General features: G+C 40.4%; 29 protein-coding genes and 1 pseudogene. 22 read left to right on the top strand and 8 right to left on the bottom strand.

Going from position 1 to position 23198, the window contains the following annotated elements; genetic code table 11:
* Positions 1–1417 (top strand): ABC-F family ATP-binding cassette domain-containing protein (locus tag SORDD05_RS03045; RefSeq protein ID WP_231077314.1); only part of this gene is annotated, 1417 nt, incomplete at its 5' end.
* A 42-nt stretch (positions 1418–1459) separates the two neighbouring features.
* Here SORDD05_RS03045 and SORDD05_RS03040 read toward each other — a convergent pair.
* Together SORDD05_RS03040 and SORDD05_RS03035 are read right to left on the bottom strand one after the other, a co-directional pair.
* Entirely contained in the window at positions 1460–1699 is a 240-nt protein-coding gene (locus SORDD05_RS03040) for a zinc-ribbon domain-containing protein (protein WP_000600216.1), read from the bottom strand.
* 27 nt (positions 1700–1726) lie between these two features.
* Positions 1727–2533, bottom strand: coding sequence for a peptidylprolyl isomerase (locus SORDD05_RS03035; RefSeq protein WP_061417030.1), 807 nt, complete (start codon positions 2531–2533; stop codon positions 1727–1729).
* Positions 2534–2722: 189 nt separating this feature from the next.
* Here SORDD05_RS03035 and rpsP point away from each other — a divergent pair, with 189 nt between their 5' ends.
* The 7 genes from rpsP to SORDD05_RS03000 all read left to right on the top strand — a co-directional run bounded on the left by rpsP (position 2723) and on the right by SORDD05_RS03000 (position 5834).
* The gene (gene rpsP, locus SORDD05_RS03030) at positions 2723–2995 is read left to right on the top strand and encodes a 30S ribosomal protein S16 (RefSeq protein ID WP_000268760.1); all 273 of its coding nucleotides are present in this window, start codon (positions 2723–2725) and stop codon (positions 2993–2995) included.
* A gap of 19 nt (positions 2996–3014) precedes the next feature.
* Entirely contained in the window at positions 3015–3254 is a 240-nt protein-coding gene (gene kphA / locus SORDD05_RS03025) for an RNA-binding protein KphA (RefSeq protein WP_000379617.1), read from the top strand.
* Between the two features lie 43 nt (positions 3255–3297).
* Positions 3298–3642 (top strand): MazG nucleotide pyrophosphohydrolase domain-containing protein, encoded by a 345-nt coding sequence (locus SORDD05_RS03020; protein WP_155718818.1) that lies wholly within the window; start codon positions 3298–3300, stop codon positions 3640–3642.
* The gene (locus SORDD05_RS03015; protein ID WP_061417028.1) at positions 3632–4183 is read left to right on the top strand and encodes a hypothetical protein; all 552 of its coding nucleotides are present in this window, start codon (positions 3632–3634) and stop codon (positions 4181–4183) included. The genes SORDD05_RS03020 and SORDD05_RS03015 overlap by 11 nt, the downstream gene beginning before the upstream one ends.
* 73 nt (positions 4184–4256) lie before the next feature.
* The gene (gene rimM, locus SORDD05_RS03010) at positions 4257–4775 is read left to right on the top strand and encodes a ribosome maturation factor RimM (RefSeq protein ID WP_061417027.1); all 519 of its coding nucleotides are present in this window, start codon (positions 4257–4259) and stop codon (positions 4773–4775) included.
* Positions 4765–5484 carry a tRNA (guanosine(37)-N1)-methyltransferase TrmD gene (trmD, locus tag SORDD05_RS03005; protein WP_061417026.1) on the top strand — a complete coding sequence of 240 codons (720 nt, stop codon included), beginning with the start codon at positions 4765–4767 and terminating at the stop codon, positions 5482–5484. The genes rimM and trmD overlap by 11 nt, the downstream gene beginning before the upstream one ends.
* 11 nt (positions 5485–5495) lie before the next feature.
* Complete coding sequence (locus tag SORDD05_RS03000) at positions 5496–5834, top strand: ATP cone domain-containing protein (RefSeq protein ID WP_001196053.1); 339 nt, start codon at positions 5496–5498, stop codon at positions 5832–5834.
* Between the two features lie 25 nt (positions 5835–5859).
* Here SORDD05_RS03000 and SORDD05_RS02995 read toward each other — a convergent pair whose 3' ends face one another.
* The gene (locus tag SORDD05_RS02995; protein ID WP_061417025.1) at positions 5860–6180 is read right to left on the bottom strand and encodes a hypothetical protein; all 321 of its coding nucleotides are present in this window, start codon (positions 6178–6180) and stop codon (positions 5860–5862) included.
* A gap of 102 nt (positions 6181–6282) precedes the next feature.
* On the opposite strand from SORDD05_RS02995, the gene SORDD05_RS02990 reads away from it, so the two are divergent.
* Complete coding sequence (locus SORDD05_RS02990; RefSeq protein WP_061417024.1) at positions 6283–6501, top strand: YdbC family protein; 219 nt, start codon at positions 6283–6285, stop codon at positions 6499–6501.
* Positions 6502–6539: 38 nt separating this feature from the next.
* On the opposite strand, the gene SORDD05_RS02985 is transcribed toward SORDD05_RS02990, so the two are convergent.
* Together SORDD05_RS02985 and gor are read right to left on the bottom strand one after the other, a co-directional pair.
* A complete protein-coding gene (locus tag SORDD05_RS02985; RefSeq protein ID WP_061417023.1) occupies positions 6540–7076 on the bottom strand; it encodes a biotin transporter BioY in 537 nt (178 codons plus the stop codon).
* 143 nt (positions 7077–7219) lie between these two features.
* Positions 7220–8566: a glutathione-disulfide reductase gene (gene gor / locus SORDD05_RS02980; protein ID WP_061417022.1), complete on the bottom strand. Its 1347-nt coding sequence runs from the start codon at positions 8564–8566 to the stop codon at positions 7220–7222.
* Positions 8567–8833: 267 nt separating this feature from the next.
* Here gor and SORDD05_RS02975 point away from each other — a divergent pair, with 267 nt between their 5' ends.
* The 8 genes from SORDD05_RS02975 to SORDD05_RS02940 all read left to right on the top strand — a co-directional run bounded on the left by SORDD05_RS02975 (position 8834) and on the right by SORDD05_RS02940 (position 17723).
* Positions 8834–9988 (top strand): efflux RND transporter periplasmic adaptor subunit, encoded by a 1155-nt coding sequence (locus SORDD05_RS02975; RefSeq protein WP_081102448.1) that lies wholly within the window; start codon positions 8834–8836, stop codon positions 9986–9988.
* Positions 9972–10673, top strand: coding sequence for an ABC transporter ATP-binding protein (locus SORDD05_RS02970; protein WP_000811477.1), 702 nt, complete (start codon positions 9972–9974; stop codon positions 10671–10673). Before SORDD05_RS02975 ends, SORDD05_RS02970 begins: the two co-directional genes overlap by 17 nt.
* 1 nt (position 10674) lies before the next feature.
* Positions 10675–11931, top strand: a complete 1257-nt coding sequence (locus tag SORDD05_RS02965) for an ABC transporter permease (protein WP_061417020.1) — start codon at positions 10675–10677, stop codon at positions 11929–11931.
* Between the two features lie 123 nt (positions 11932–12054).
* Positions 12055–14052: a methionine--tRNA ligase gene (metG, locus tag SORDD05_RS02960; RefSeq protein ID WP_061417019.1), complete on the top strand. Its 1998-nt coding sequence runs from the start codon at positions 12055–12057 to the stop codon at positions 14050–14052.
* A 146-nt stretch (positions 14053–14198) separates the two neighbouring features.
* Positions 14199–14519 carry a PadR family transcriptional regulator gene (locus tag SORDD05_RS02955; RefSeq protein ID WP_061417018.1) on the top strand — a complete coding sequence of 107 codons (321 nt, stop codon included), beginning with the start codon at positions 14199–14201 and terminating at the stop codon, positions 14517–14519.
* A gap of 3 nt (positions 14520–14522) precedes the next feature.
* Complete coding sequence (locus tag SORDD05_RS02950; protein ID WP_061417017.1) at positions 14523–15338, top strand: hypothetical protein; 816 nt, start codon at positions 14523–14525, stop codon at positions 15336–15338.
* Between the two features lie 74 nt (positions 15339–15412).
* Positions 15413–16339: an aldo/keto reductase gene (locus SORDD05_RS02945; RefSeq protein WP_061417016.1), complete on the top strand. Its 927-nt coding sequence runs from the start codon at positions 15413–15415 to the stop codon at positions 16337–16339.
* Between the two features lie 136 nt (positions 16340–16475).
* Entirely contained in the window at positions 16476–17723 is a 1248-nt protein-coding gene (locus SORDD05_RS02940; protein ID WP_061417015.1) for a DUF6287 domain-containing protein, read from the top strand.
* Positions 17724–17900: 177 nt separating this feature from the next.
* Here SORDD05_RS02940 and SORDD05_RS02935 read toward each other — a convergent pair whose 3' ends face one another.
* The 3 genes from SORDD05_RS02935 to coaA all read right to left on the bottom strand — a co-directional run bounded on the left by SORDD05_RS02935 (position 17901) and on the right by coaA (position 19714).
* Positions 17901–18437: a DNA topology modulation protein gene (locus SORDD05_RS02935; protein ID WP_061417014.1), complete on the bottom strand. Its 537-nt coding sequence runs from the start codon at positions 18435–18437 to the stop codon at positions 17901–17903.
* A 52-nt stretch (positions 18438–18489) separates the two neighbouring features.
* On the bottom strand, positions 18490–18726 hold the full coding sequence (gene rpsT / locus SORDD05_RS02930) for a 30S ribosomal protein S20 (RefSeq protein WP_001274000.1): 237 nt from the start codon (positions 18724–18726) through the stop codon (positions 18490–18492).
* Between the two features lie 67 nt (positions 18727–18793).
* Entirely contained in the window at positions 18794–19714 is a 921-nt protein-coding gene (gene coaA / locus SORDD05_RS02925) for a type I pantothenate kinase (RefSeq protein ID WP_061417013.1), read from the bottom strand.
* 202 nt (positions 19715–19916) lie between these two features.
* Here coaA and SORDD05_RS02920 point away from each other — a divergent pair, with 202 nt between their 5' ends.
* The 5 genes and pseudogenes from SORDD05_RS02920 to SORDD05_RS02900 all read left to right on the top strand — a co-directional run.
* Positions 19917–20321, top strand: coding sequence for a hypothetical protein (locus SORDD05_RS02920; protein WP_061417012.1), 405 nt, complete (start codon positions 19917–19919; stop codon positions 20319–20321).
* A gap of 202 nt (positions 20322–20523) precedes the next feature.
* A complete protein-coding gene (locus SORDD05_RS02915) occupies positions 20524–21114 on the top strand; it encodes a class I SAM-dependent methyltransferase (protein ID WP_155718816.1) in 591 nt (196 codons plus the stop codon).
* Positions 21111–22388: a pyrimidine-nucleoside phosphorylase gene (locus tag SORDD05_RS02910; RefSeq protein ID WP_061417010.1), complete on the top strand. Its 1278-nt coding sequence runs from the start codon at positions 21111–21113 to the stop codon at positions 22386–22388. The genes SORDD05_RS02915 and SORDD05_RS02910 overlap by 4 nt, the downstream gene beginning before the upstream one ends.
* 19 nt (positions 22389–22407) lie before the next feature.
* A complete protein-coding gene (gene deoC, locus SORDD05_RS02905; protein WP_061417009.1) occupies positions 22408–23070 on the top strand; it encodes a deoxyribose-phosphate aldolase in 663 nt (220 codons plus the stop codon).
* Positions 23057–23198 (top strand): annotated as a pseudogene (locus tag SORDD05_RS02900) (cytidine deaminase); the annotation flags it as partial. The gene deoC and the pseudogene SORDD05_RS02900, both read left to right, overlap by 14 nt.

The raw sequence follows: 23198 nt of genomic DNA, 5'->3' as shown, positions 1-23198 counted from the left end.
ATCAACCTTTATGAGCATTGTGACTGGTAAGATGTTACCAGATGAAGGGAAAGTGGAGTGGTCTAAGTATGTGACTGCTGGCTATCTGGATCAGCATGCTGTGCTAAAGGAAGGTCAAACTGTGCGTGATGTTCTCCGTACGGCCTTTGATGAGCTATTTAAAGCAGAAGCTCGTATCAATGACCTCTATATGGAAATGGCAGAAGAGGGAGCAGATATCGACGCGCTCATGGAAGAAGTTGGTGAACTCCAAGATCGTTTGGAGAGTCGTGACTTCTATACTTTGGATGCTAAGATTGATGAAGTGGCGCGTGCTCTCGGTGTTATGGACTTTGGCATGGATACGGATGTAACTGCCTTATCAGGCGGTCAAAGAACCAAGGTCCTCTTGGCCAAACTCCTCCTTGAAAAACCAGATATCTTGTTACTGGACGAGCCAACCAACTACTTGGATGCTGAGCACATTGACTGGCTCAAGCGTTATCTCCAAAACTATGAGAATGCTTTTGTCCTTATTTCGCATGATATTCCTTTCCTCAACGACGTGATCAATATCGTCTACCATGTGGAAAATCAACAGTTGACGCGTTACTCTGGTGACTACTACCAGTTCCAAGAAGTCTATGCCATGAAGAAATCTCAGCTAGAGGCGGCATACGAACGTCAACAGAAAGAAATTGCTGACCTCAAAGACTTTGTCGCTCGAAACAAAGCCCGTGTCGCAACACGTAATATGGCCATGTCTCGCCAGAAGAAATTGGACAAGATGGATATTATCGAACTGCAAAGTGAGAAGCCAAAGCCGTCCTTTGATTTCAAACCAGCTCGTACACCAGGGCGCTTTATTTTCCAAGCTAAGGACTTGCAGATTGGTTATGACCGTCCTCTTACTAAGCCTTTAAATCTCACATTTGAACGCAATCAAAAGGTTGCCATTATCGGTGCCAATGGTATCGGGAAAACAACCCTCTTGAAGTCTCTCTTGGGCATTATTCCGCCAATCGCTGGGGAAGTTGAACGCGGTGATTACCTAGAACTTGGTTACTTTGAACAGGAAGTAGAAGGAGGCAATCGTCAAACACCATTAGAGGCCGTCTGGAATTCCTTTCCTGCCCTTAATCAAGCAGAAGTCCGTGCAGCCCTTGCCCGTTGTGGTTTAACAACCAAACACATCGAAAGTCAGATTCAGGTCTTGTCAGGTGGGGAACAAGCCAAGGTGCGTTTCTGTCTCTTGATGAACCGTGAAAACAACGTTTTAGTGCTGGACGAGCCGACCAACCACTTGGATGTAGATGCCAAGGACGAACTCAAACGGGCGCTTAAAGAATACAAAGGAAGCATCCTCATGGTTTGCCACGAACCAGACTTCTATGAAGGCTGGATGGACCAAATCTGGGACTTTAACAAGCTAACTTAAAAGCGCTAAAAAAGCCAAGTCGAAATGACTTGGCTTTTTTGACTAGTAATTTAAATAGCTTTCAACTTCAGATTTCTCAATTTCTTTACCGTAGTGGCAAATCGGACAAGAAACGAAGTAACTTTTACCATAAGGAAAAAGTGGAATCCAGTAGAGGGTGAACTTGCGTCCAGTTTCTACGATCTCCCAAGTGTCGACATTGTTACAGTGACCGCATTCAATCGCAGTTTGCGTATGTCCCAAATCTTTCTGATAACCTTTAGAACCCCAAAATAAAATCATGTCATCGTCTCCTTATCTGTTGATGGCTTATTTTTTGCTGAAGTCATAGTCTTTCACCACTTCGATACTATCGATAGTGATAGCAGTAGTTGGTTTGTCTTTCTCATCTTTTTCAGCCTTGGCAATCTTATCAACAACATCCATGCCATCGATGACTTGACCAAAGACAGGGTGTTTGCCGTCTAGACTAGGATTTCCACCCTCTTTATAGGCTTCGATGATTTTCTTTGGATACTTGCTTGTAGGGAGTTTAGCTGAAATATCTGTCGAGTTTTGGTTGATGAAAAACTGGCTACCGTTGGTATTTGGTTGACCAGTGTTAGCCATAGCAAGAGCTCCGCGGATATTGTATAGGTAAGGAGAAATTTCATTTTTGAAACCAGTTCCCTTGTCCTTCGTTTTATCCTTATCATGCCAGATAGATTGGCCACCTGTACCATCTCCCTTAGGATCTCCAGTTTGGACCATAAAGCCATCGATGACACGGTGGAAGGTAATGCCGTTATAGTAGCCTTCTTTAGCGTGAGTAAGGAAGTTTTCAACTGCTAGAGGTGCTAGTTTTGGAAAGAGTTTGATGCGGATATCGCCTTGATTTGTGTGTAGAACAGCTTCGGCTTCATCTTCAGCAACTTCTATAGAAAGTTGAGGGAAGTTGGCATTTTCATTGGTCAAAGCATCATTCAAATCTTTGGCAGCCTGAGCAGCTGCTTTGGAGCTTTCTTCTGCTGCAAGACTAGAGTCAACATAGTCATCACCACGGAGACCACGTTGGATACTAGTACATCCTGCAAGGGCTACAGTTGATAGTAAAAGAAGGGTTGCTAATTTTTTCATTGTTTTCCTCTCAAAAATTCATTTCTATCATTGTACCTTAAAAGGAGATTGATTTCAAATGTTTAAAAAAATTTCAAACTCTGTCAAGTTTTTTTCTTGACACATACCAGAAATCTGCTATAATAGAACATGTGCTAAATAGCTCAGCTATTTCACCAAAATAAAAAATAAGAAAAGAGACATTAAAAAATGGCAGTTAAAATCCGTTTGACTCGTATGGGTTCTAAGAAAAAACCTTTCTACCGTATCAACGTAGCAGACTCACGTTCACCACGTGACGGACGTTTCATCGAAACAGTTGGAACTTACAACCCACTTGTTGCTGAAAACCAAGTGACTTTGAAAGAAGACCGCGTTCTTGCATGGTTGGCTGATGGAGCTCAACCTTCAGATACAGTTCGCAACATCCTTTCAAAAGAAGGCGTATTGAAAAAATTCCACGATTCTAAATTCTCAAAATAAGTTTAAAGTAGGTTGACAGATGGATACGATTGAAAATCTCATTATTGCGATTGTGAAACCTTTGATTTCACAACCAGATGCCTTAACTATCAAGATTGAAGATACACCAGAGTTTTTGGAGTATCACTTGGATCTTGACCAAAGCGATGTCGGTCGTGTTATCGGTCGTAAGGGTCGCACTATCTCAGCGATAAGAACGATTGTCTACTCTGTCCCAACTGAAGACAAAAAAGTAAGAATCGTTATCGATGAAAAATAAAGAAAGCGGGACAGATGTCTCGCTTTTTTGTGAGGAGGAGAAGATGAAGGATTTAACGTTTAGACAATTACAAGCTTACTTACTAGATCATTACCAGCAATCTCGAACTGAGGAAGGCCTCTTTATCAAGTTAGTGGAGGAAGTCGGAGAAGTAGCCGAGGTCTTGAATGGGCGCTCTGGTCGAAAAGAGGGTGTCCAGGACTCAAATGAGGAACTAGCCAAAGAACTGGCTGATATCATTCATTATACCGTCGCAATCGCAGCCATCAATGACATTGACCTAAGCAAAACCATCTTTGACAAAGATAAGAAGGCCGCCATCAAGTACCAACATGAACGTGATTTGGAAAGTTTTTTGGAGGGAGATTTGAGAAATATTGGACACTGATTATTTTTTAAAAATAGACTGGGCGATGTATATTGATTGGTTATTACGAATCATACAGATTTCGACTTTTATAGGTGTAATTTTAAAAATTAGTTTCCAGAATAAGGCCTATATTAATAATATCGAAATTCAGGCAATTAAACCAATCGAATTTGATTCCTTACATACGAGATTTCATCATATTTATGAGTTTAAACATAATAAAAATGATAAACATTATAACCATTTGATTTTTTATCCAAAAGAAGTTGATATTGAAATTGTAGAATTTTATTCTTTAATCTATGATTCAAAAAGTAATCGTTTAGTCGTTCAAGATAAAATACATACAGTTAAAAATTTAAAAAATTATACATGCTTATTGATTCATACAAATTTACCTGAGACTATACCTAGTTTAAGAATGAAATGGAAGATAAGTCAAGGTCAAATTGGGGAGTATACATTTTATAGTAATATGTATAACGGGAATATAAATATTTCTTCTTTCAAATATAAATTAACATTAAAGAGGAAACTACTAGCTATTTTGGGGTTATAGCTGATTTTCTTCAACTTGTGAAAATCCCTGGAACGTGATAAAATAAAGGATAGAAATAGATACAGGAGACAAGATGAACTACTTTAATGTTGGGAAAATCGTCAATACACAAGGTTTACAGGGTGAGATGCGAGTCTTGTCTGTGACGGATTTTGCAGAAGAACGATTTAAAAAAGGGGCAGAGCTGGCTTTATTCGATGAAAAAGATCAGTTTGTTCAAACAGTGATCATCGCTAGCCACCGTAAGCATAAGAATTTTGACATTATCAAATTCAAAGACATGTACCATATCAATGCGATTGAAAAGTACAAGGGTTATAGTCTCAAGGTCGCTGAGGAAGATTTGAACGATTTAGATGATGGTGAATTCTATTATCACGAGATTATCGGTTTGGATGTTTACGAGGGAGATAACTTGATAGGAACTATCAAGGAAATCCTGCAACCAGGTGCCAATGATGTCTGGGTGGTCAAACGAAAAGGTAAGCGAGATTTGCTTTTACCTTATATTCCGCCAGTAGTTCTCAATGTTGATATTCCAAACAAGCGGGTTGATGTGGACATCTTAGAAGGGTTAGATAATGAAGATTGATATTTTAACCCTCTTTCCAGAGATGTTTTCTCCGTTGGAACACTCGATCGTTGGGAAGGCTCGAGAAAAAGGGCTCTTGGATATCCATTATCATAATTTCAGAGAATACGCTGAAAAGGCCCGTCATGTTGACGATGAGCCCTACGGAGGCGGTCAGGGGATGTTGCTCCGAGCCCAACCCATTTTCGATGCCTTTGATGCCATTGAAAAGAAAAATCCCCGCGTCATTCTTCTTGATCCTGCTGGGAAACAGTTCGATCAAGCTTACGCTGAGGATTTGGCTCAGGAAGATGAATTGATTTTTATCTGTGGTCACTATGAAGGGTATGACGAGCGCATCAAGACCCTGGTAACCGATGAGATTTCCCTAGGAGACTATGTCTTGACTGGAGGAGAATTGGCGGCCATGACCATGATCGATGCGACCGTTCGCCTGATTCCTGAAGTGATTGGCAAGGAGTCTAGTCACCAGGATGATAGTTTTTCTTCAGGACTTCTTGAATATCCTCAGTACACACGCCCTTATGACTATCGAGGTATGGTGGTTCCAGATGTGCTTATGAGTGGGCACCATGAGAAGATCCGTCAGTGGCGACTTTATGAGAGTTTAAAGAAAACCTATGAGCGCAGACCAGATTTGCTAGAAAACTATCAACTAACAGCAGAAGAAGAAAAAATGCTGGCTGAAATCAGAGAAAACAAAGAATAAAGGAGAACCTTATGCAAGTAATCAAACGTAACGGAGAAGTTGCAGACTTTGATCCAGATAAAATCTACCAAGCTGTCCTAAAAGCAGCTCAAACAGTTTATGTTTTGACCGATGACTTGCGTCAAAACTTAGCTCAAGTCACTAAAAAGGTAGTCTTGGACTTGGAAGAAGCAAAAGTGGAACGTGCGACCATTAGCATGATCCAATCAATGGTTGAAAATCGTTTGTTGGGGGCAGGATATATCACCATCGCAGAACACTACATTTCTTATCGCTTGCAACGTGATTTGGAGAGAAGCGGTTACGGAGACCATATCGCAGTTCACCTGCATTTTGAACAAATTCGTTAAGAAAAAGAGTGGGATGAAAAGCATCTCACTCTTTCTTAAATCTATTTTTCTGAGCTGTTTGTACAGTTGAAGGGACGAAACGAAGTCTTTTGATATCAGTGATTCGGATGATACGTGTCACATTTTTTGTAAAATTTTTGACAATAATCTGTTGACGGCTGGTATCATATTTGACAATATCACCAGTGAAGCTTGTTTCAGCTAGTATGACATGAACAGCGGTTTTTTTCTGGATGGCTTGTTCAATTGTAGCAATGAGGGAGTCGTTTTCAGAATAATCTTGTTCATCATGTCCACTGAGAAAGTCTTGTATCTTATCTAAGACATGCTTGAATGTATATCTCATAGGCTTCTCCCCTCTTATATAACCATATTATATAAAATTTTCCTAAAATCTACAAGATTTTACGAATAGACTATAGAAAGCATATCACGTAAAGGAGTTAAAATGGCAGAATTTACATTTGAAATCGAAGAACACTTACTGACCTTGTCTGAAAATGACAAAGGATGGACCAAGGAATTAAACCGAGTCAGCTTTAATGGCGCTCCAGCAAAGTTTGATATTCGAACTTGGAGCCCTGATCATACCAAGATGGGAAAAGGAATCACCCTTACAAATGAAGAATTTCAAGTAATGGTGGATGCTTTTAAAGGCGGGAAATGAGAGAAGGATAGTGAATTTTACTCACTATCCTTTTTGGGTTAAATTGAGAAGTATGCTTGTCCCCTAAGTCGTTGTAATAGTGGACGACCAATGAAGCTAATCGCAATGATTTTACCAAGATCAGGAAGGATAAAAGGAAGGACACCAACAGCGAATGCCTTATCAAATGACATACCAGCAAGGAAGTGGAGGCTGAGAATACCTCCGACAAAGACGAGGGAATCACCCAAGAGGTTGGCTAGGAAAATGCGGATATAGCCACTGTTCTGATGGATGAGATAAGAGGTAAGTCCTGCATAGACAAGATCGAACCAAAGATAGCCTGAACTTGGACCGACTAAAACGTGAAACCCAGCTCCTCCCCCTGCAAAGACAGGTAAACCAATGGCACCCAGCAGGAGGTAGAGAGCTACAGAAAGGACAGCTTCTCTAGGTCTAAAAACAGTAGCAATCAGACCGATCGCAAAGTTTTGCAGAGTGAAAGGTACAGGACCGATAGGGAGACTGATTTGTGCCAATACGGCGATGAGAGCAGCACCGATAGCAGGGATAGCATAGATATGAGCTTTTTTCAAAACTGTTAACCTCTTTTTAAAATTATAGTAACTATTATACTAATTCAGGAAGAAAAGTCAACCTGTTTTTAAATTAATGGTAACAATTTTGTAACAGCCGATTTTGCAAGTAAAAAGAGACCACATGTGGTCTCTTTCAACGATTAGCGCATGGTTACAAATTCTTCTGAGGCGGTTGGGTGGATAGCTACTGTAGCATCAAAGTCCGCCTTGGTCGCCCCCATCTTGATAGCGACAGCGAATCCTTGAATCATCTCATCTACTCCGTAACCAAGTCCGTGAAGACCAACAACTTTTTCGTCATCACCTGTGGTGATGAGTTTGAAGCGAGACTCTTGACGATGGCTTGTAACGGCAGAGTACATGGATGCAAAGCTTGACTTGTAGACTTTGATGTTATCTTGGCCGTATTCTTTGATAGCTTGATCTTCAGTCAAACCGACTGTTCCGATTGCTGGGTGTGAGAAGACAACAGTAGGGATAGTCGTGTAGTCCATCTTGGCATTTGTTTTTCCATTAAAGAGGCGTTCAGATAAGGTACGTCCTGCCTTGATGGCTACTGGGGTCAGTTCCTTCTCACCAGTAACGTCTCCAAGGGCGTAGATACCATCTACAACTGTATTTTGATACTCATCCACTTGGATAAATCCACGTTGGTTGAGTGTGACGCCAGCTTTTTCTAGCTCAAGACCATCTACATTTGGACGGCGACCAGTAGCCCAGATAACTTGGCTGGCAGTGTGACTAGAACCGTCTTCAAAATGAATCGTTATGCCTTGCTCCGTTTCTTTGAGCTTGACGGGTACCTTATGCGTGTGCAAAGGCAGGCCTGTTTTTTCCATTTCGTTGACGAGACCTTCCACGATGTAGCTGTCAAAACCACGCAAGGGACGATCGCGACGCACAAACAAATCCGTTTTTACTCCGAGAGCGTGGAGAACGCCTGCTAATTCAACGGCGATATAGCCAGCACCTAGAATAGCAACGGATTCAGGAAGTTGTTCCCAAGCAAAGACATCGTCTGAACTACCACCGAGTTCAGCTCCAGGAATAGTTGGGATGCTTGGACGAGCTCCAGTCGCAATAACGATATGCTTGGCACGAATCAATTCACCATTGACGCTGACGGTGTTAGCATCAACAAAATGAGCACGACCTTCAATCAAATCAACCCCATTGCGCTTGAAACTTCCATCATAAGATGAGCGAGCACGGTCGATGTAGGCTTCACGGTTTTGGCTAAGTTTTGCAAAATCAAATTGAACATCTGAACTTGTAAAACCATAGTCAGGGCCGTAGTGGTGGAAGCTTTCAGCGATTTGCGCTCCATACCACATGATTTTCTTAGGAACACAGCCAACGTTGACACAAGTTCCACCTAATTTTTTCTCTTCGATAACAGCTGCTTTAGCGCCGTGTTCACCAGCTCGGTTCATAGTGGCGATACCGCCACTCCCTCCACCGATAGCGATGATATCATATTCTCTCATAGAAAACTCCTTATAGTTTTGATAGTCATATTCTATCGTTTTTACTATTTGAATGCAAAAATCTGCTACGCCCTAAAGAAATAGCAGAAATCACTTGCTAAATATAGAAATAAGGTGTATGATGTTACTAGTACAATTTCGCATAAATCAAATGGAAACAAAGCATGTTTCCTGAATTGTTCTCTTTTCTCTCTGAACAATCATTGTTTAGAGTAGGTAAATTTGCTATAATAGTCTTTGTATTGAAAATAAAATAGGAGTTTTGTGATGAAGGGGAATAAGAAAACTAAAAAATGGCAACTATACACAGCTATTGGTGCTGCAAGTATTATTATAATCAGTGCAGTGGGTATTTTGCTATTTAGACAGCCCTCTCAGGCTGCCAGTAAGGATGACACTTCGCATCTCGTAGTCGCAAAGGAAGGAACAGTTGCCTCCTCTGTTCTTTTATCTGGTACTGTCACCGCAAAAAATGAACAATATGTTTATTTGGATGCAAGTAAGGGTGAGGTGGATGAAATCTTGGTTTCTGTTGGAGATAAGGTTGACAAAGGACAAGCGCTCGTAAAATACAACAGCACAGAAGCGCAGTCTGCTTATGATGCAGCTAACCGTGCCATAGCCAAGGCTGATCGTCGTATCAATGACTTGAAGGAATCACGAAACAACACTCTAGCTGATTCGGAAGAATATGATGATGGAGCACAGGGTTCTTCTGTCTCTTCCATTGATTCTCAGATTAGTGATGCTCGTGATAGTCGTGCTGATGCAGAGGCGCAACTTAAAAAGGCGCAGGCCCAATTGGACGCAACAAAGGTTTTGAGTACGCTAGAAGGTACAGTTGTAGAAGTTAATCGCAATGTATCAAAGTCCACAACTGCTGCAAATCAAGTGATGGTTCATGTAGTAAGTAACGACAATCTACAAGTCAAGGGAGAACTTTCCGAGTACAATCTTGCCAACCTTTCTGTTGGCCAAGAAGTGACCTTCTCTTCTAAAGTTTACCAAGATAAAACTTGGACAGGGAAGATCAGCTTTATTTCAGCTTATCCTAAAAATAGTGGAGAAGGAACGAATGCTATAACTGGGGGGAATACTGGTTCTAAATATCCCTATACGATTGAAGTAACGAGTGAGATTGGTGATTTAAGACCAGGTTTCACCGTTAGTGTTGAGGTTAAAAGTGACAAGAAATCAATCCTCGTACCCTTAACCAGTGTCATTACTGAAGACGGGAAAAACTATGTTTGGGTGGTTGACGAAGAGAATAAGGCTAAGAAGGTTGAAGTTAGCCTAGGAAATGCTGACGCAGAAAACCAAGAGATCACATCTGGTTTGACAGATGGAACCAAAGTCATCAGTAATCCAACGACTTCCTTGGAAGAAGGAAAAGAGGTGAAGGCTGATGAAACAACTAATTAGTCTAAAAAACATCTGCCGGAGCTATCGAAATGGTGAACAGGAACTGCAGGTCTTGAAAAATATTAATTTGGAGATTGGTGAAGGGGAATTTGTTGCCATTATGGGACCATCTGGTTCGGGTAAATCTACTCTGATGAATACCATCGGAATGCTGGACACCCCAACTAGCGGCGAATACTATCTAGAAGGTCAAGAAGTGGCCCGTCTAGGTGAAAAGCAGTTGGCACAGGTACGTAACCAACAAATTGGCTTTGTCTTTCAACAGTTCTTTCTTTTGTCAAAGATGGATGCTGTTCAAAATGTTGAGTTACCCTTGATTTATGCAGGAGTTCCAGCTGCCCAACGTCGCAAGTTGGCAGAGGAATATCTGAGTAAAGTAGAGTTGACTGATCGTATTCATCACCTTCCTTCGGAGTTGTCTGGCGGTCAAAAACAACGGGTGGCCATTGCGCGTGCTCTTGTTAACGATCCCTCGATTATCCTAGCTGATGAACCGACAGGTGCCTTGGATACGAAAACAGGAAGCCAAATCATGGAACTCTTGGTTGAGTTAAATGAAGAAGGCAAGACGATTATTATGGTAACGCACGAGCCCGAAATTGCAGCCTATGCAAAACGCCAGATTGTAATCCGTGATGGAGTTATTTCGTCTGATAGCGCTCGTTTGGAAGGAAAGGAGAACTAAGATGCAAAATCTGAAATTTGCCTTTTCATCTATTATGGCACACAAGATGCGCTCCTTTTTGACCATGATTGGCATTATCATCGGAGTCTCTTCAGTAGTTGTCATCATGGCTTTAGGGGACTCTATGTCTCGTCAGGTCAATAAAAATATGACAAAATCTCAGAAAAATATTCAGGTGTTTTTCTCACCAATTAAAAGTAAGGACGGTTCTTTTACACAAAAGCAATCTGCACTGACACTATCTGGTAAAGAAGATGTTCACGTAGAACCACCTAAAACACAGGAATCGTGGGTTAGGGAAGCTGCCAAACTAAAAGGTGTAGATGGCTATTATGTGACTAATAGTACAAATGTTACTTTGACCTATAAGGATAAAAAGGTAGAGAGAGCAAGTCTGACAGGTGGAAATATGACTTATATGTCTGCTGTAGAAAATAAAATTATTGCAGGTAGGGATCTGAGAGAACAAGACTACCGAGATTTTGCAAGTGTGATTTTGCTAGATGAAGAACTCGCTAAAAGTCTTTTTGACTCGCCTCAGGCAGCGCTCAATCAAATCATTTCAGCCAATGGATATAGCTATCGCGTGGTTGGTGTTTACTCTAGTCCTGCTGTTAAAAGTGCTAAGATGTTTGGTGTAGGTGGCTTACCGATTACAACCAATGCTTCTGTAGCAGCTAATTTTAATGTAGAGGAAATTTCTAATATTGTCTTTCGTGTGAATGATACGAGTCTAACTCCGACTTTGGGGCCAGAACTCGCACGCAAGATGACAGAAATTGCAGGAGTACAGCAGGGAGAATATCAGGTTGTAGACGAAACCGCCGCTTTTGCAGAGGTTCAGCAAATCTTTGGTTTTATGACCGCTATTATTAGTGCTATCGCAGGAATCTCTCTCTTTGTGGGAGGGACTGGAGTTATGAATATTATGCTGGTTTCTGTAACGGAGCGTACTCGTGAGATTGGTCTTCGTAAAGCATTGGGAGCTACACGGGCTAATATCTTGGTACAGTTTTTGATTGAGTCCATGATCTTGACCTTGCTAGGTGGAGTCATCGGCCTAGTAAGTGCAGCGGGCTTGACCACGCTAGCAGGCGCTTTGTTAAAAAATATGATGGAAGGAATAGAAATTGGTGTCTCGCTACCGATCGCTCTCTTTAGCTTGGCTGTTTCGGCCAGCGTTGGTATGATTTTCGGAGTCTTGCCAGCCAATAAAGCGTCTAAGCTTGATCCAATTGAAGCCCTTCGCTATGAATAAGATAAACAAGATGGACACTTGTCTATCTTGTTTTTGTATGGATTTTCCTATCGAAAATCACTAAAAATATGATATAATGAAGTGTTAGAAAAACAGGTTTCATTTGCCTGGAAAGGAAAAATTATGTCTGAAAAGAATTTTTATATTACAACGCCGATTTACTATCCATCTGGTAAACTTCATATCGGTTCTGCTTACACAACCATCGCCTGTGATGTTCTAGCGCGTTACAAACGCCTCATGGGTTACGATGTCTTTTATCTGACAGGTCTTGACGAGCATGGTCAGAAGATCCAGCAAAAGGCTGAAGAAGCTGGCATTACGCCACAAGCTTATGTTGATGGCATGGCAGTTGGTGTCAAAGAACTCTGGAAATTACTCGATATCTCATACGATAAATTCATCCGTACAACTGATGATTACCATGAAAAAGTAGTGGCTCAGGTCTTTGAACGCTTGCTTGCTCAAGATGATATCTACTTGGGTGAATACTCTGGTTGGTATTCAGTCTCAGATGAGGAATTCTTTACAGAAAGCCAGCTTGCAGAAGTTTTCCGTGATGAAGCTGGAAATGTAACGGGCGGTATCGCTCCATCAGGTCACGAAGTGGAGTGGGTTTCAGAAGAGTCTTATTTCCTTCGCCTCAGCAAATACCAAGACCGTTTAGTTGAATTTTTCAAATCGCACCCTGACTTCATCACTCCAGATGGTCGTCTTAATGAAATGCTTCGTAACTTTATTGAGCCAGGTTTGGAAGACTTAGCCGTATCTCGTACAACCTTTACCTGGGGTGTGCCAGTCCCATCCAATCCAAAACATGTTGTCTACGTTTGGATTGATGCCCTTCTTAACTATGCGACAGCTCTTGGTTACGGTCAAGACGAACATGGTAACTTTGACAAGTTCTGGAATGGAACAGTCTTCCACATGGTCGGAAAAGACATTCTTCGTTTCCACTCAATCTACTGGCCAATCCTTCTTATGATGTTGGATATCAAATTGCCAGATCGTTTGATTGCCCATGGTTGGTTTGTCATGAAAGACGGCAAGATGTCTAAGTCTAAGGGGAATGTCGTTTATCCTGAAATGCTAGTGGAGCGTTATGGACTGGACCCACTTCGTTACTACCTCATGCGTAGCCTCCCAGTTGGTTCAGACGGGACCTTCACCCCTGAAGATTATGTAGGCCGTATCAACTATGAATTAGCCAATGACCTAGGAAACCTCCTCAACCGTACGGTTTCCATGATTAACAAGTACTTTGATGGACAAATCCCTGCCTATGTAGAAGGTGTGACAGAATTTGACCATGCTCTTGCTCAAGTAGCTACTGAATCAATTGCTGACTACCATACACACATGGATGCAGTTGACTACCCACGTGCCCTTGAAGCAGTCTGGACCCTTATCTCTCGTACCAACAAATACATCGATGAGACAGCTCCATGGATCTTGGCTAAGGATGATGCACTTCGTGACCAATTGGCAAGTGTTATGAGCCACTTGGCAGCTAGCCTTCGTGTCGTAGCTCACTTGATTGAACCATTTATGATGGAAACCAGTCGTGCGGTCTTGACTCAACTTGGATTGGAAGAAGTGGCGAGCCTAGAAAACTTGAGCTTGGCTGATTTACCTGCAGGTGTGACAGTAGTAGCCAAAGGAACACCAATCTTCCCACGTTTGGATATGGAAGAAGAAATCGCCTATATCAAGGAACAAATGGAAGGTAGCAAGCCAGCAGTCGAAAAAGAATGGAATCCAGACGAAGTCGAACTCAAACTGAACAAGGATGAAATTAAGTTTGAAGACTTTGATAAGGTTGAAATCCGTGTCGCAGAGGTCAAAGAAGTGTCTAAAGTGGAAGGTTCTGATAAGTTGCTACAATTCCGCCTAGATGCTGGTGATGGCGAAGACCGTCAAATCCTCTCAGGAATAGCTAAATACTATCCAAACGAACAAGAATTGGTCGGCAAGAAAGTCCAAATCGTTGCCAACCTCAAACCACGTAAAATGATGAAAAAATATGTCAGCCAAGGGATGATCCTCTCAGCTGAACATGATGGCAAACTAACCCTTCTCACAGTTGATCCAGCTGTACCAAACGGAAGTGTGATTGGGTAAAAATAGACAGGACTAGTTCTGCTAGTTCTGTTTTTTTCTTTAGCTATTATGCTTTACAAACTAGTGTGAAAGTGGTATACTATAGGTGAAGCTACTAGTAGGTATTACAAAATAGATTAGAAGGGAGAAGGGAGAAGGGAGAAGGGATGAAAGAAACTCAGCTATTAAAAGGTGTTCTTGAAGGTTGTGTCTTGGATATGATTGGTCAAAAAGAGCGATATGGTTATGAGTTGGTTCAGACTTTGCGAGAGGCCGGATTTGACACTATTGTTCCAGGAACTATTTATCCTTTGTTGCAAAAGTTAGAAAAAAAACAATGGATAAGAGGCGACATGCGCTCGTCGCCAGATGGTCCAGATCGGAAGTATTTTTCGTTAACTAAAGAAGGAAAAGAGCGTGTCTCGGTCTTTTGGCAACAATGGGACGATTTGAGTCAAAAAGTTGAAGGGATTAAGAATGGGGGGTAAACCATGAAGAAAATGAAGTATTACGAAGAAACAAGCGCTTTGCTGTATGAGTTTTCTGAGGAGAATCAAAAGTATTTTGAGGAGCTGTGGGATAGTTTTAATCTTGCTGGATTTCTCTATGATGAGGACTATCTTAGAGAGCAGATTTATTTGATGATGTTAGATTTTTCAGAAGCAGAACAAGATGGTATGAGTGCAGAGGAGTATCTAGGTAAGAATCCTAAAAAATTAATGAGAGAGATGCTCAAGGAAGCACCTCGCAGTTCTATCAAAGAGTCCCTTTTGACGCCAATTCTTGTCCTAGCGGTATTACGTTACTATCAACTGCTAGGTGATTTTTCTAAAGGCCCTCTCTTAACAGTCAATTTGCTCACCTTCTTAGGGCAACTGCTCCTTTTTCTAGTTGGATTTGGGCTTGTGGGGATAATCTTACGTTGGGGTTTAGTCCAAGATTCTCCCAAAATGAAAATTGGCACCTATACTGTCGTTGGGATTCTTATTCTGCTAGTTGTTCTAGGATATGTAGGAATGACAAGCTTCATACAAGAAGGAGCCTTTTATCTTCCTGCTCCCTGGGATAGTTTATCTGTCTTTACGATTTCGCTGGTCATCAGTATTTGGAATTGGAAAGAACCGATTTTTCGTCCCTTTGTCAGTATGATTGTTGCCCATCTTGTTGTAGGCTCTCTACTCCGTTACTATGAGTGGATGGGAATTTCAAATGTTTTTCTTACAAAAGTTATTCCTTTAGCTGTCCTCTTTATTGGAATCTTTGTCTTGTTCCGTGGGTTTAAGAAGATAAAATGGAGTGAAATATAGTCAAAAAGCCGTTGCAAAGCGGTTTTTTGTTATAATGAAGGAAAAAATGTTAGAAATTAAAGGAGAAAAATTTGATGAGATACATAACTCTTGGTCAAGATGACAAAGAATTATCAGAAATTGTGCTCGGTATGATGCGAATCAGTGACAAGTCGGTCAAAGAAGTTGAGGAACTGGTTGAAACAGCCCTCTCTGTCGGAATCAATGCCTTTGACTTGGCAGATATCTATGGTGGAGGTCGTTGCGAAGAATTACTAGGTCAAGTGTTAAATAATCGTCCTGACCTGCGAGAAAAGATGTGGATTCAGTCCAAATGTGGCATTCGCATTGAAGAGTTTACTTATTTTGATTTTTCAAAAGAGTATATTTTAGAATCAGTAGATGGAATTTTAAAAAGATTGCAGGTTGACTATTTAGATAGCTTGCTTCTCCATCGACCAGATGCTCTGATGGAAGCTGATCAAGTGGCTCAAGCCTTTGAAATTCTACACACATCAGGTAAAGTTAGAGATTTCGGTGTGTCCAACCAAAATCCTATGATGATGGAATTACTGAAGAAAGAAGTTAAGCAGCCTCTAGCTATCAATCAATTACAACTAAGTGCAGCATTCACACCTGGTTTTGAATCCGGTTTTCATGTCAATATGGAAGGGGACAAGGCAGCTTTGCGTGATGGTAGCGTCTTTGAATACTGTAAATTAAATGACATGGTTATTCAGGCCTGGTCAGTCTTGCAGTTCGGATATTTCAAAGGGAATTTTGTCGGCAATGAGAAGTTTCAACAACTAAACCAAGTCCTAAATCGACTAGCCTTAAAATACGGTGTAAGCCCATCAGCTATTGCTATCGCTTGGGTCTTACGCTACCCAGCTAAGATGCAGGCAGTGGTAGGAACAACCAATCCTAAACATTTAATAGAGGCAAGCCAAGCAAGTGATGTTAACCTGACTCGAAAAGAATGGTATGAGATTTACCTCGCAGCAGGGAATGATTTGCCGTAAGAGGAATTTACATTTGAGAAATCACAGTCAAAAAGCCGTTGAAAAACGGTTTTTTCCATTATTTATAAATTAACTTGATAGTCTTTAAGTAATATAGTAAAATGAGGGAAATAATTTATATCTACTGGAGATTGGAATGAATAAAACACTCATATATTTTGGGATTGTTTCTCTCTTAATGAGTTTAATTTTATTTCTTTTATATAAGAATCATAAAGTGAGTGATAACCAGAAAATACAATCAAATACTGAGAAAATAATAAAATCAGACTTTTTAGATTTATCGGGAAATTATGTGTCTGCCACAGGTGAAAAAGCTACTATTGCAAAAAATAATCAAAATTGGAGAATTTCATACAGCACAGACGAGGGTGATGTATTTGGAGATTTTTCTACGGATTGGAAGGAAGATGGCAATAACAGGTCTTCTGTTACAGATTTTAATAAGTCAGACGGAAATAAAGATTTTAAAATATCTATTTTAGTTAATAATGCAGACGATTCGTCTAATATTTTAAAGGTAATCATCTTATCTGATGGAAATAAGAATCATGAAATGATATTTGCTAGTAGTAGTGATTATTTTAAAAATAGTAAGGATAATATTCTCCAAGGGGATTTAAGTGCTTTTGAAGGAACTTATTCTAATGGTTATTTAGAAAAAGCAATAGCAGAATCTAATTTCACTTTGTATGGGTATAATCCTGAAGATTATTTTAAGGATAATACTTCTGTTTTTCCAAGGATATCCAAACAAGAGGGAAATTGGGTGTTCTGGAGTGGTTCTATGCATGCTCAATTCAAGTTAGATAAAAGTAAAACACCGAAGAAAAACAATGATTATTATGAAGTATATTTTGTATGGGATAATAGAAATGCCATTATTGGGCAAGAATTAGTGTTAACATTTATCCCTGCTAATGAAACTGGACCAGATAATGAAAAAACTCAAGAAAACAGAATTCTTTATGGGAAAAGTTATCTTAGACCATATAAAGTGGATTGGTGGCAACTTTATCAACATAACTCACTTTCAGAGGTCGATTTAGATATTGAAGCGATTGAAAATGGTGATATTTCAACACTTGTTGGAACATGGAGGAATGGTCGTGGTAAGGAATTGATAATTAATCCTGATGGAACAACAGGGAATGGAAATAGGATTAAAGTAATAGAAGATTCATCTAAGAAGAGCAGTGTTCCATATGTTAGTTTACAAAGTGGTCCTACGAGTGCAGCTATAGGATTGTTTAAAATAGGATTTAAAAACCCAATGGGTGACCAATCAGATATTTCACGGCCACGCTTAATTGTTAGTCAATCAGCTGGAAATTATGATAAAGATTTTTATTATTACAGAGTAAAGTCAAGCGATTCTCATTAGTAGGTGAAATGTTCAGTAATCAGATAGCATTTGAGCTTTTTTTGAGTTTAATAATTTTATGAAATATTTATTCTGATGTACTCCTCTCAGCTGAACATGATGGCAAATTAACCCTTCTCACAGTTGATCCAGCTGTGCCAAACGGAAGTGTGATTGGCTAAAAGCAAAAAACCAACGTTATGCACGTTGGTTTTTCTTGTTGTTTGCGATATTTTCTAAAAAGTAATCTATCTCCTTTTGCGAACTGAGGACAATTACTTTCTCTGGATAGGTTTCTTGAACCCGTTGATAGCGTTCTTTAGCATTCTTTGTCCGCCCATCCCAGAGAATCCATCTGATAAAATCCCAGTCAAAGCGCTCAGGACAGCCTGCTGCCATATTTTTTCTAACCTTGCCTCGATGTGTGAGATACCGTTTAAAGGCTCGAAAGAGACAAGGCAATGGGGAAAAATTGAGGAAGATGATTTGGTCAGCTTCCCACATTCTTTCTTCGTAATAGCACCAAGAGTAGTTGCCATCGATGACCCAAGATGTTTCATGCTTTGTGAGAAAGCTTTTCATCTCGTTCAACATCCAATCGTGGTCACTGTCTTGCCAACCAGGCTGAAATTGGAGTGTATCCATATGCAGTTTGGGTATGGAGTAGTAGTTAGACAACTTTTCTGCTAGAGTTGACTTACCAGCTCCAGAATAGCCGATAATTTGGATTTTCATTTTCTACCTTTTCGTAATGGAGGACAAAAAAACAGCCTCGGTGGACTGTTTCTTATTTTGCAAGTTTAGCTGAAAGACGAGCTTTATCGCGGCTTGCTTTGTTTTTATGAATCAAACCTTTAGTTTCTGCTTTGTCGATAGCTGAGCTAGCAGCACGGAAAAGTTCTTCAGAAGGGTTTGCTTCGAAAGCTTTGATAGCAGTACGCATAGCTGATTTTTGAGCTGAGTTTTTTTCGTTTTGTTTAACGTTCAATTCAGCGCGTTTGATAGCTGATTTAATGTTTGCCAATGTTATTACCTCCATATTTACTAACTATACCATTATATATGAAAACTTAGGTTTTGACAAGGGGAAATTATTTTTTTAAGTAAATTTCATCGATCTCGTGATTCTTTGCTTTGTGTAAAATCACTTCCGCACGATTTCGGGTTGGTTCGATATAGTTTTGAAGATTGGTTAGATTGATATTGGTCCAGATTTGGTGTGCAAAGGCCTCAACTTCACCAATCGGCATTTGCGTAAAACGGTAGTAATAGCTTTTAGAATCATTTTGAGCAAAGCTGAGCAGTTTCAAGAAACGATCCAGATACCAGCTTTCAATATCCTCGACAGCAGCATCCACGTAGATGGAGAAATCAAAGAAATCAGTGATGTAAAGGCGCTCATTTTGAGGGTTTTGAAAGACATTAATTCCCTCGACAATGACAAAGTCAGCGGCTTTGACCCGTTGTTTTTCCCCAGGAACAATGTCATACACTTCATGAGAATAGACTGGAATATCGACATCTTGCCCATTCTTTAGGCGGTCAAGAAAATTCAGCAAGGCTTCCATGTCATAACTCTCTGGAAAACCTTTGCGATTTAAGATACCTTGCTCCATCAAGGTTTGATTGGGATAGAGAAAACCGTCGGTTGTCACCAATTCTACAGTAGCATCTGGAAGAGTACGTGATAGAAGAATCTGAAGTAAGCGACTAGTAGTCGATTTACCCACAGCAACACTACCAGAAACTCCAATGATAAAAGGCTGCGATTTGCTTTCACGTTGGAGAAAAATTCCTTTTGAAAATGCCAAATCATCCTTGGTGCGCTTGTAAATATGGATAAGATGGACAAGGGGAAGATAGACATCCGTTACGTCCTGCAGACTAATCTGGTCATTGAAACTCTTGATGGATTCTAACTCTTCCTCTGTCAAAGGGGGAGTTGTTTTGCGATGCAATGATTGCCAAGTCTGGCGACTGATTTTTTCAAAATGTAAAAATTCGTTGGTCATTTGTTTTCCCCTAGATATTTTGTTTATCATACCATAAAAAGCTAAAAAAATAAAGCGGTTTCTTGATGGTAGTAAGTCAATATCGTATAATAGAGGTAGATGGAGTTTGAATAATTTAATGATGAGATAGGGAATTGTTTCTGAAGACTTATCAGTTAATAAAAGTGGGCTTTTTTAGTTCGCAACTTATAGGAGGCACACAATGAAAATCTTGAGATGTTACATATTGGAACTCTGTTTTATTTTAAGTTTTGCACTACCTTTTATAAGGGGAGCGAATGCGGATAATGGTAGACGCTTTGTAGAAACCTATTACGGTTTTACCTTCTTAATGGATCATCTCCTTGTAACAGTTATCTTTATCTGTTCACTCTTGCTTGCTTGGCTAGTAAAAAAGCAGTGGACGAAATGGCTTGCTGCTGGTAGTTATCTATTTTTGATTTTGTGGATTGCTACAGAAGGATATCTCTTCCGTATGTCACTAGAAGATTTGATACGACTTTGGACAAGTTTGGAAATCTTGACACAAACTTATCGGTTGGGTTTTTATCTAAACATCATATTGGGAATCTTGTTGATAATAAAGTATTTTAAGGTTAAGAAATAGTAATAAAAATGCGCCTGATTACAAACGATCTGTTTCTTCCTGACTATGATAATTTGTAGTTCCCGATAGATTGTAATGTATTTCTAATAATTGAAAGAGATTGAAGAAAAGGTTTTTTGACTAGGATTCTTCAGTCTTTTTCATTTGCTCATCACTTTGTAAACGATTTACAATTCAAGCCAAATTATGGTAAAATAGTTTTATGAGTAAAATGTATTATGCAGAAAATCCTGATGCTGCTCACGACATTCATGAGTTGAGAGTGGAGTTGTTGGGACAAAAAATGACCTTTTTGACGGATGCGGGTGTTTTTAGCAAGAAAATGGTTGACTTTGGGAGTCAGCTTTTATTGAAGTGTCTAGAGGTTAATAAAGGAGAAACGGTCCTTGATGTAGGCTGTGGATATGGTCCCCTAGGGCTTTCTTTGGTCAAGGCTTATGGAGTTCAGGCTACCATGGTCGATATCAATAATCGCGCCTTGGACTTAGCGCGACAAAATGCTGAACGAAATAAAGTAGAAGCGGCGATTTTCCAATCCAATATCTATGAACAAGTTGAAGGGAAATTTGACCATGTTATTTCCAATCCGCCGATTCGAGCGGGTAAACAGGTTGTTCATGAGATTATCGAAAAGAGCAGAGAATTCTTGAAAGACGGAGGAGATTTAACCATCGTCATTCAGAAAAAGCAAGGAGCTCCAAGTGCCAAAAGCAAGATGGAAGACGTTTTTGGAAATTGTGAAATCGTAAAGAAAGATAAGGGATATTATATCCTTAGAAGTGTGAAAGAATGAGAGCAGTTGATTTAATCCAAAAAAAACGAGATGGTCAAGAACTGACCTCAAGTGAAATTAAGTGGTTGGTAGAAGGCTATGTGGCTGGAACTGTTCCAGACTACCAAATGTCTGCCTTTGCCATGGCGGTTTATTTCAAAGGAATGACCACACGTGAGATTTCTGACCTGACGATGAATATGGTCAAGACAGGTCAGGAGTTTGATTTGTCAGCTATTGAGGGGGTTAAAGTTGACAAGCATTCGACTGGTGGTGTAGGTGATAAGGTGACCTTAATCTTGGCTCCCCTTGTTGCGAGTTTCGGTGTGCCCGTTGCTAAAATGAGTGGTCGTGGTCTCGGCCATACTGGTGGGACAATTGATAAATTGGAGTCCATTAAGGGCTATCAAGTCGAGCGCAGTCAAGAAGATTTCATTCGTCAGGTGCAAGATATTGGAGTATCTGTCATTGGGCAGTCAGATCAGCTGGTTAAAGCAGACAAGCTTCTCTATGCCCTCCGTGATGTGACAGCAACTGTCGACACGATCCCATTGATTGCTAGTTCTGTTATGAGCAAGAAAATCGCTGCAGGAGCGGATGCCATTTTGCTAGATGTAACAGTCGGTGAGGGTGCCTTTATGAAGACTGTCGATGAGGCGCGTGAATTGGCTCAAACCATGGTAGATCTTGGTAAGGCAGTTGGTCGAAAGACGGTAGCAGTCATTACCGATATGAGCCAACCCTTGGGAAGAGCCATTGGGAATCGTCTCGAAATCCTTGAGGCAATCGAGATTCTTCAAGGAAAAGGCCGAGAAGATATTAGTCACTTTATCTGCGAGTTAGCTCAGATTATGCTTGGTTTGGCTGATGTTGAGAAAACGGTCGAGGAAATCCGTCAACATCTTGAGAATGGCCAAGCACTGGCTAAGTTTGAAGAAATGGTAGCAGCACAAGACGGCGATTTAGATGATCTCTATCGCCCAGTCAAAGTTGACCATGTGGTGGAAATTCCTGCTCAAGAAACGGGTGTTATTTCAGCTCTTCCTGCAATGGAATTTGGGCTCTATGCCATGAGACTAGGAGCTGGTCGTGCAGTCAAGTCTGATGACTTGGACTATGAAACAGGGATTGTTTTTGAAAAGAAAGTTGGAGACTCCGTTCAAAAGGGAGAAATTGTTGCAAAAGTTTATACAAATGGAAAAATTTCTTCTGAACTAGTTACAGAATTTCAAAAATATGTTAAAATAAATGATGGAGTGCAAAGTTTACGAGAAATTATAGAAATTATCTCATAAAACCAGGGAGAATCCGAATATGAAGTTAAATAAATATATCGATCATACGCTTTTAAAGCAAGATGCAAGCCAAGAACAAATTGATCGTTTGCTATCTGAAGCGCGTGAGTATGACTTTGCCAGCGTTTGTGTCAATCCCACATGGGTTAAACATGCGAAAACAGGACTTGAAGGCTCAGATGTAAAGGTTTGTACAGTAGTAGGTTTCCCTCTTGGAGCAACAACTTCAGCTGTGAAAGCTTTTGAAACAAAAGAAGCTGTCCAAAACGGTGCAGATGAGATTGATATGGTTATCAATGTTGGTGCCCTCAAATCAGGCAATCTAGATTTAGTTGAATCGGACATCCGTGCTGTCGTAGAAGCAAGTGGTGACAAGTTGGTGAAAGTCATTATTGAAGCTTGCTTGTTGACAGACGATGAAAAGGTTGTGGCCTGCCAATTATCCCAAAAAGCAGGCGCTGACTTTGTCAAAACATCAACTGGATTTTCAACTGGCGGTGCTACGGTAGCAGATGTTAAATTAATGCGTAAAACAGTCGGGCCAGATATGGGAGTTAAGGCAGCTGGTGGAGCTCGTTCATATGCGGATGCTGTTGCTTTTGTGGAAGCAGGTGCTACCCGTATCGGAACATCTGCTGGCGTTGCGATTTTAAAAGGAGAATTAGCAGATGGCGACTACTGAGTTAATTGAACTAGCAATTGAAACCAGCAAACAAGCCTATGTCCCCTATTCTCACTTTCCCATCGGAGCTGTTTTAGTAGCCAAGGATGGTAGTATTTATACGGGTGTGAACATCGAGAATGCTAGTT

This window comes from Streptococcus oralis (assembly GCF_001578705.1).
GTDB classification, from domain to species: Bacteria; Bacillota; Bacilli; order Lactobacillales; family Streptococcaceae; genus Streptococcus; species Streptococcus oralis_J.
The sequence above is the reverse complement of the archived record's forward strand: the minus strand, read 5'-3'. Positions and strand labels throughout refer to the sequence as shown.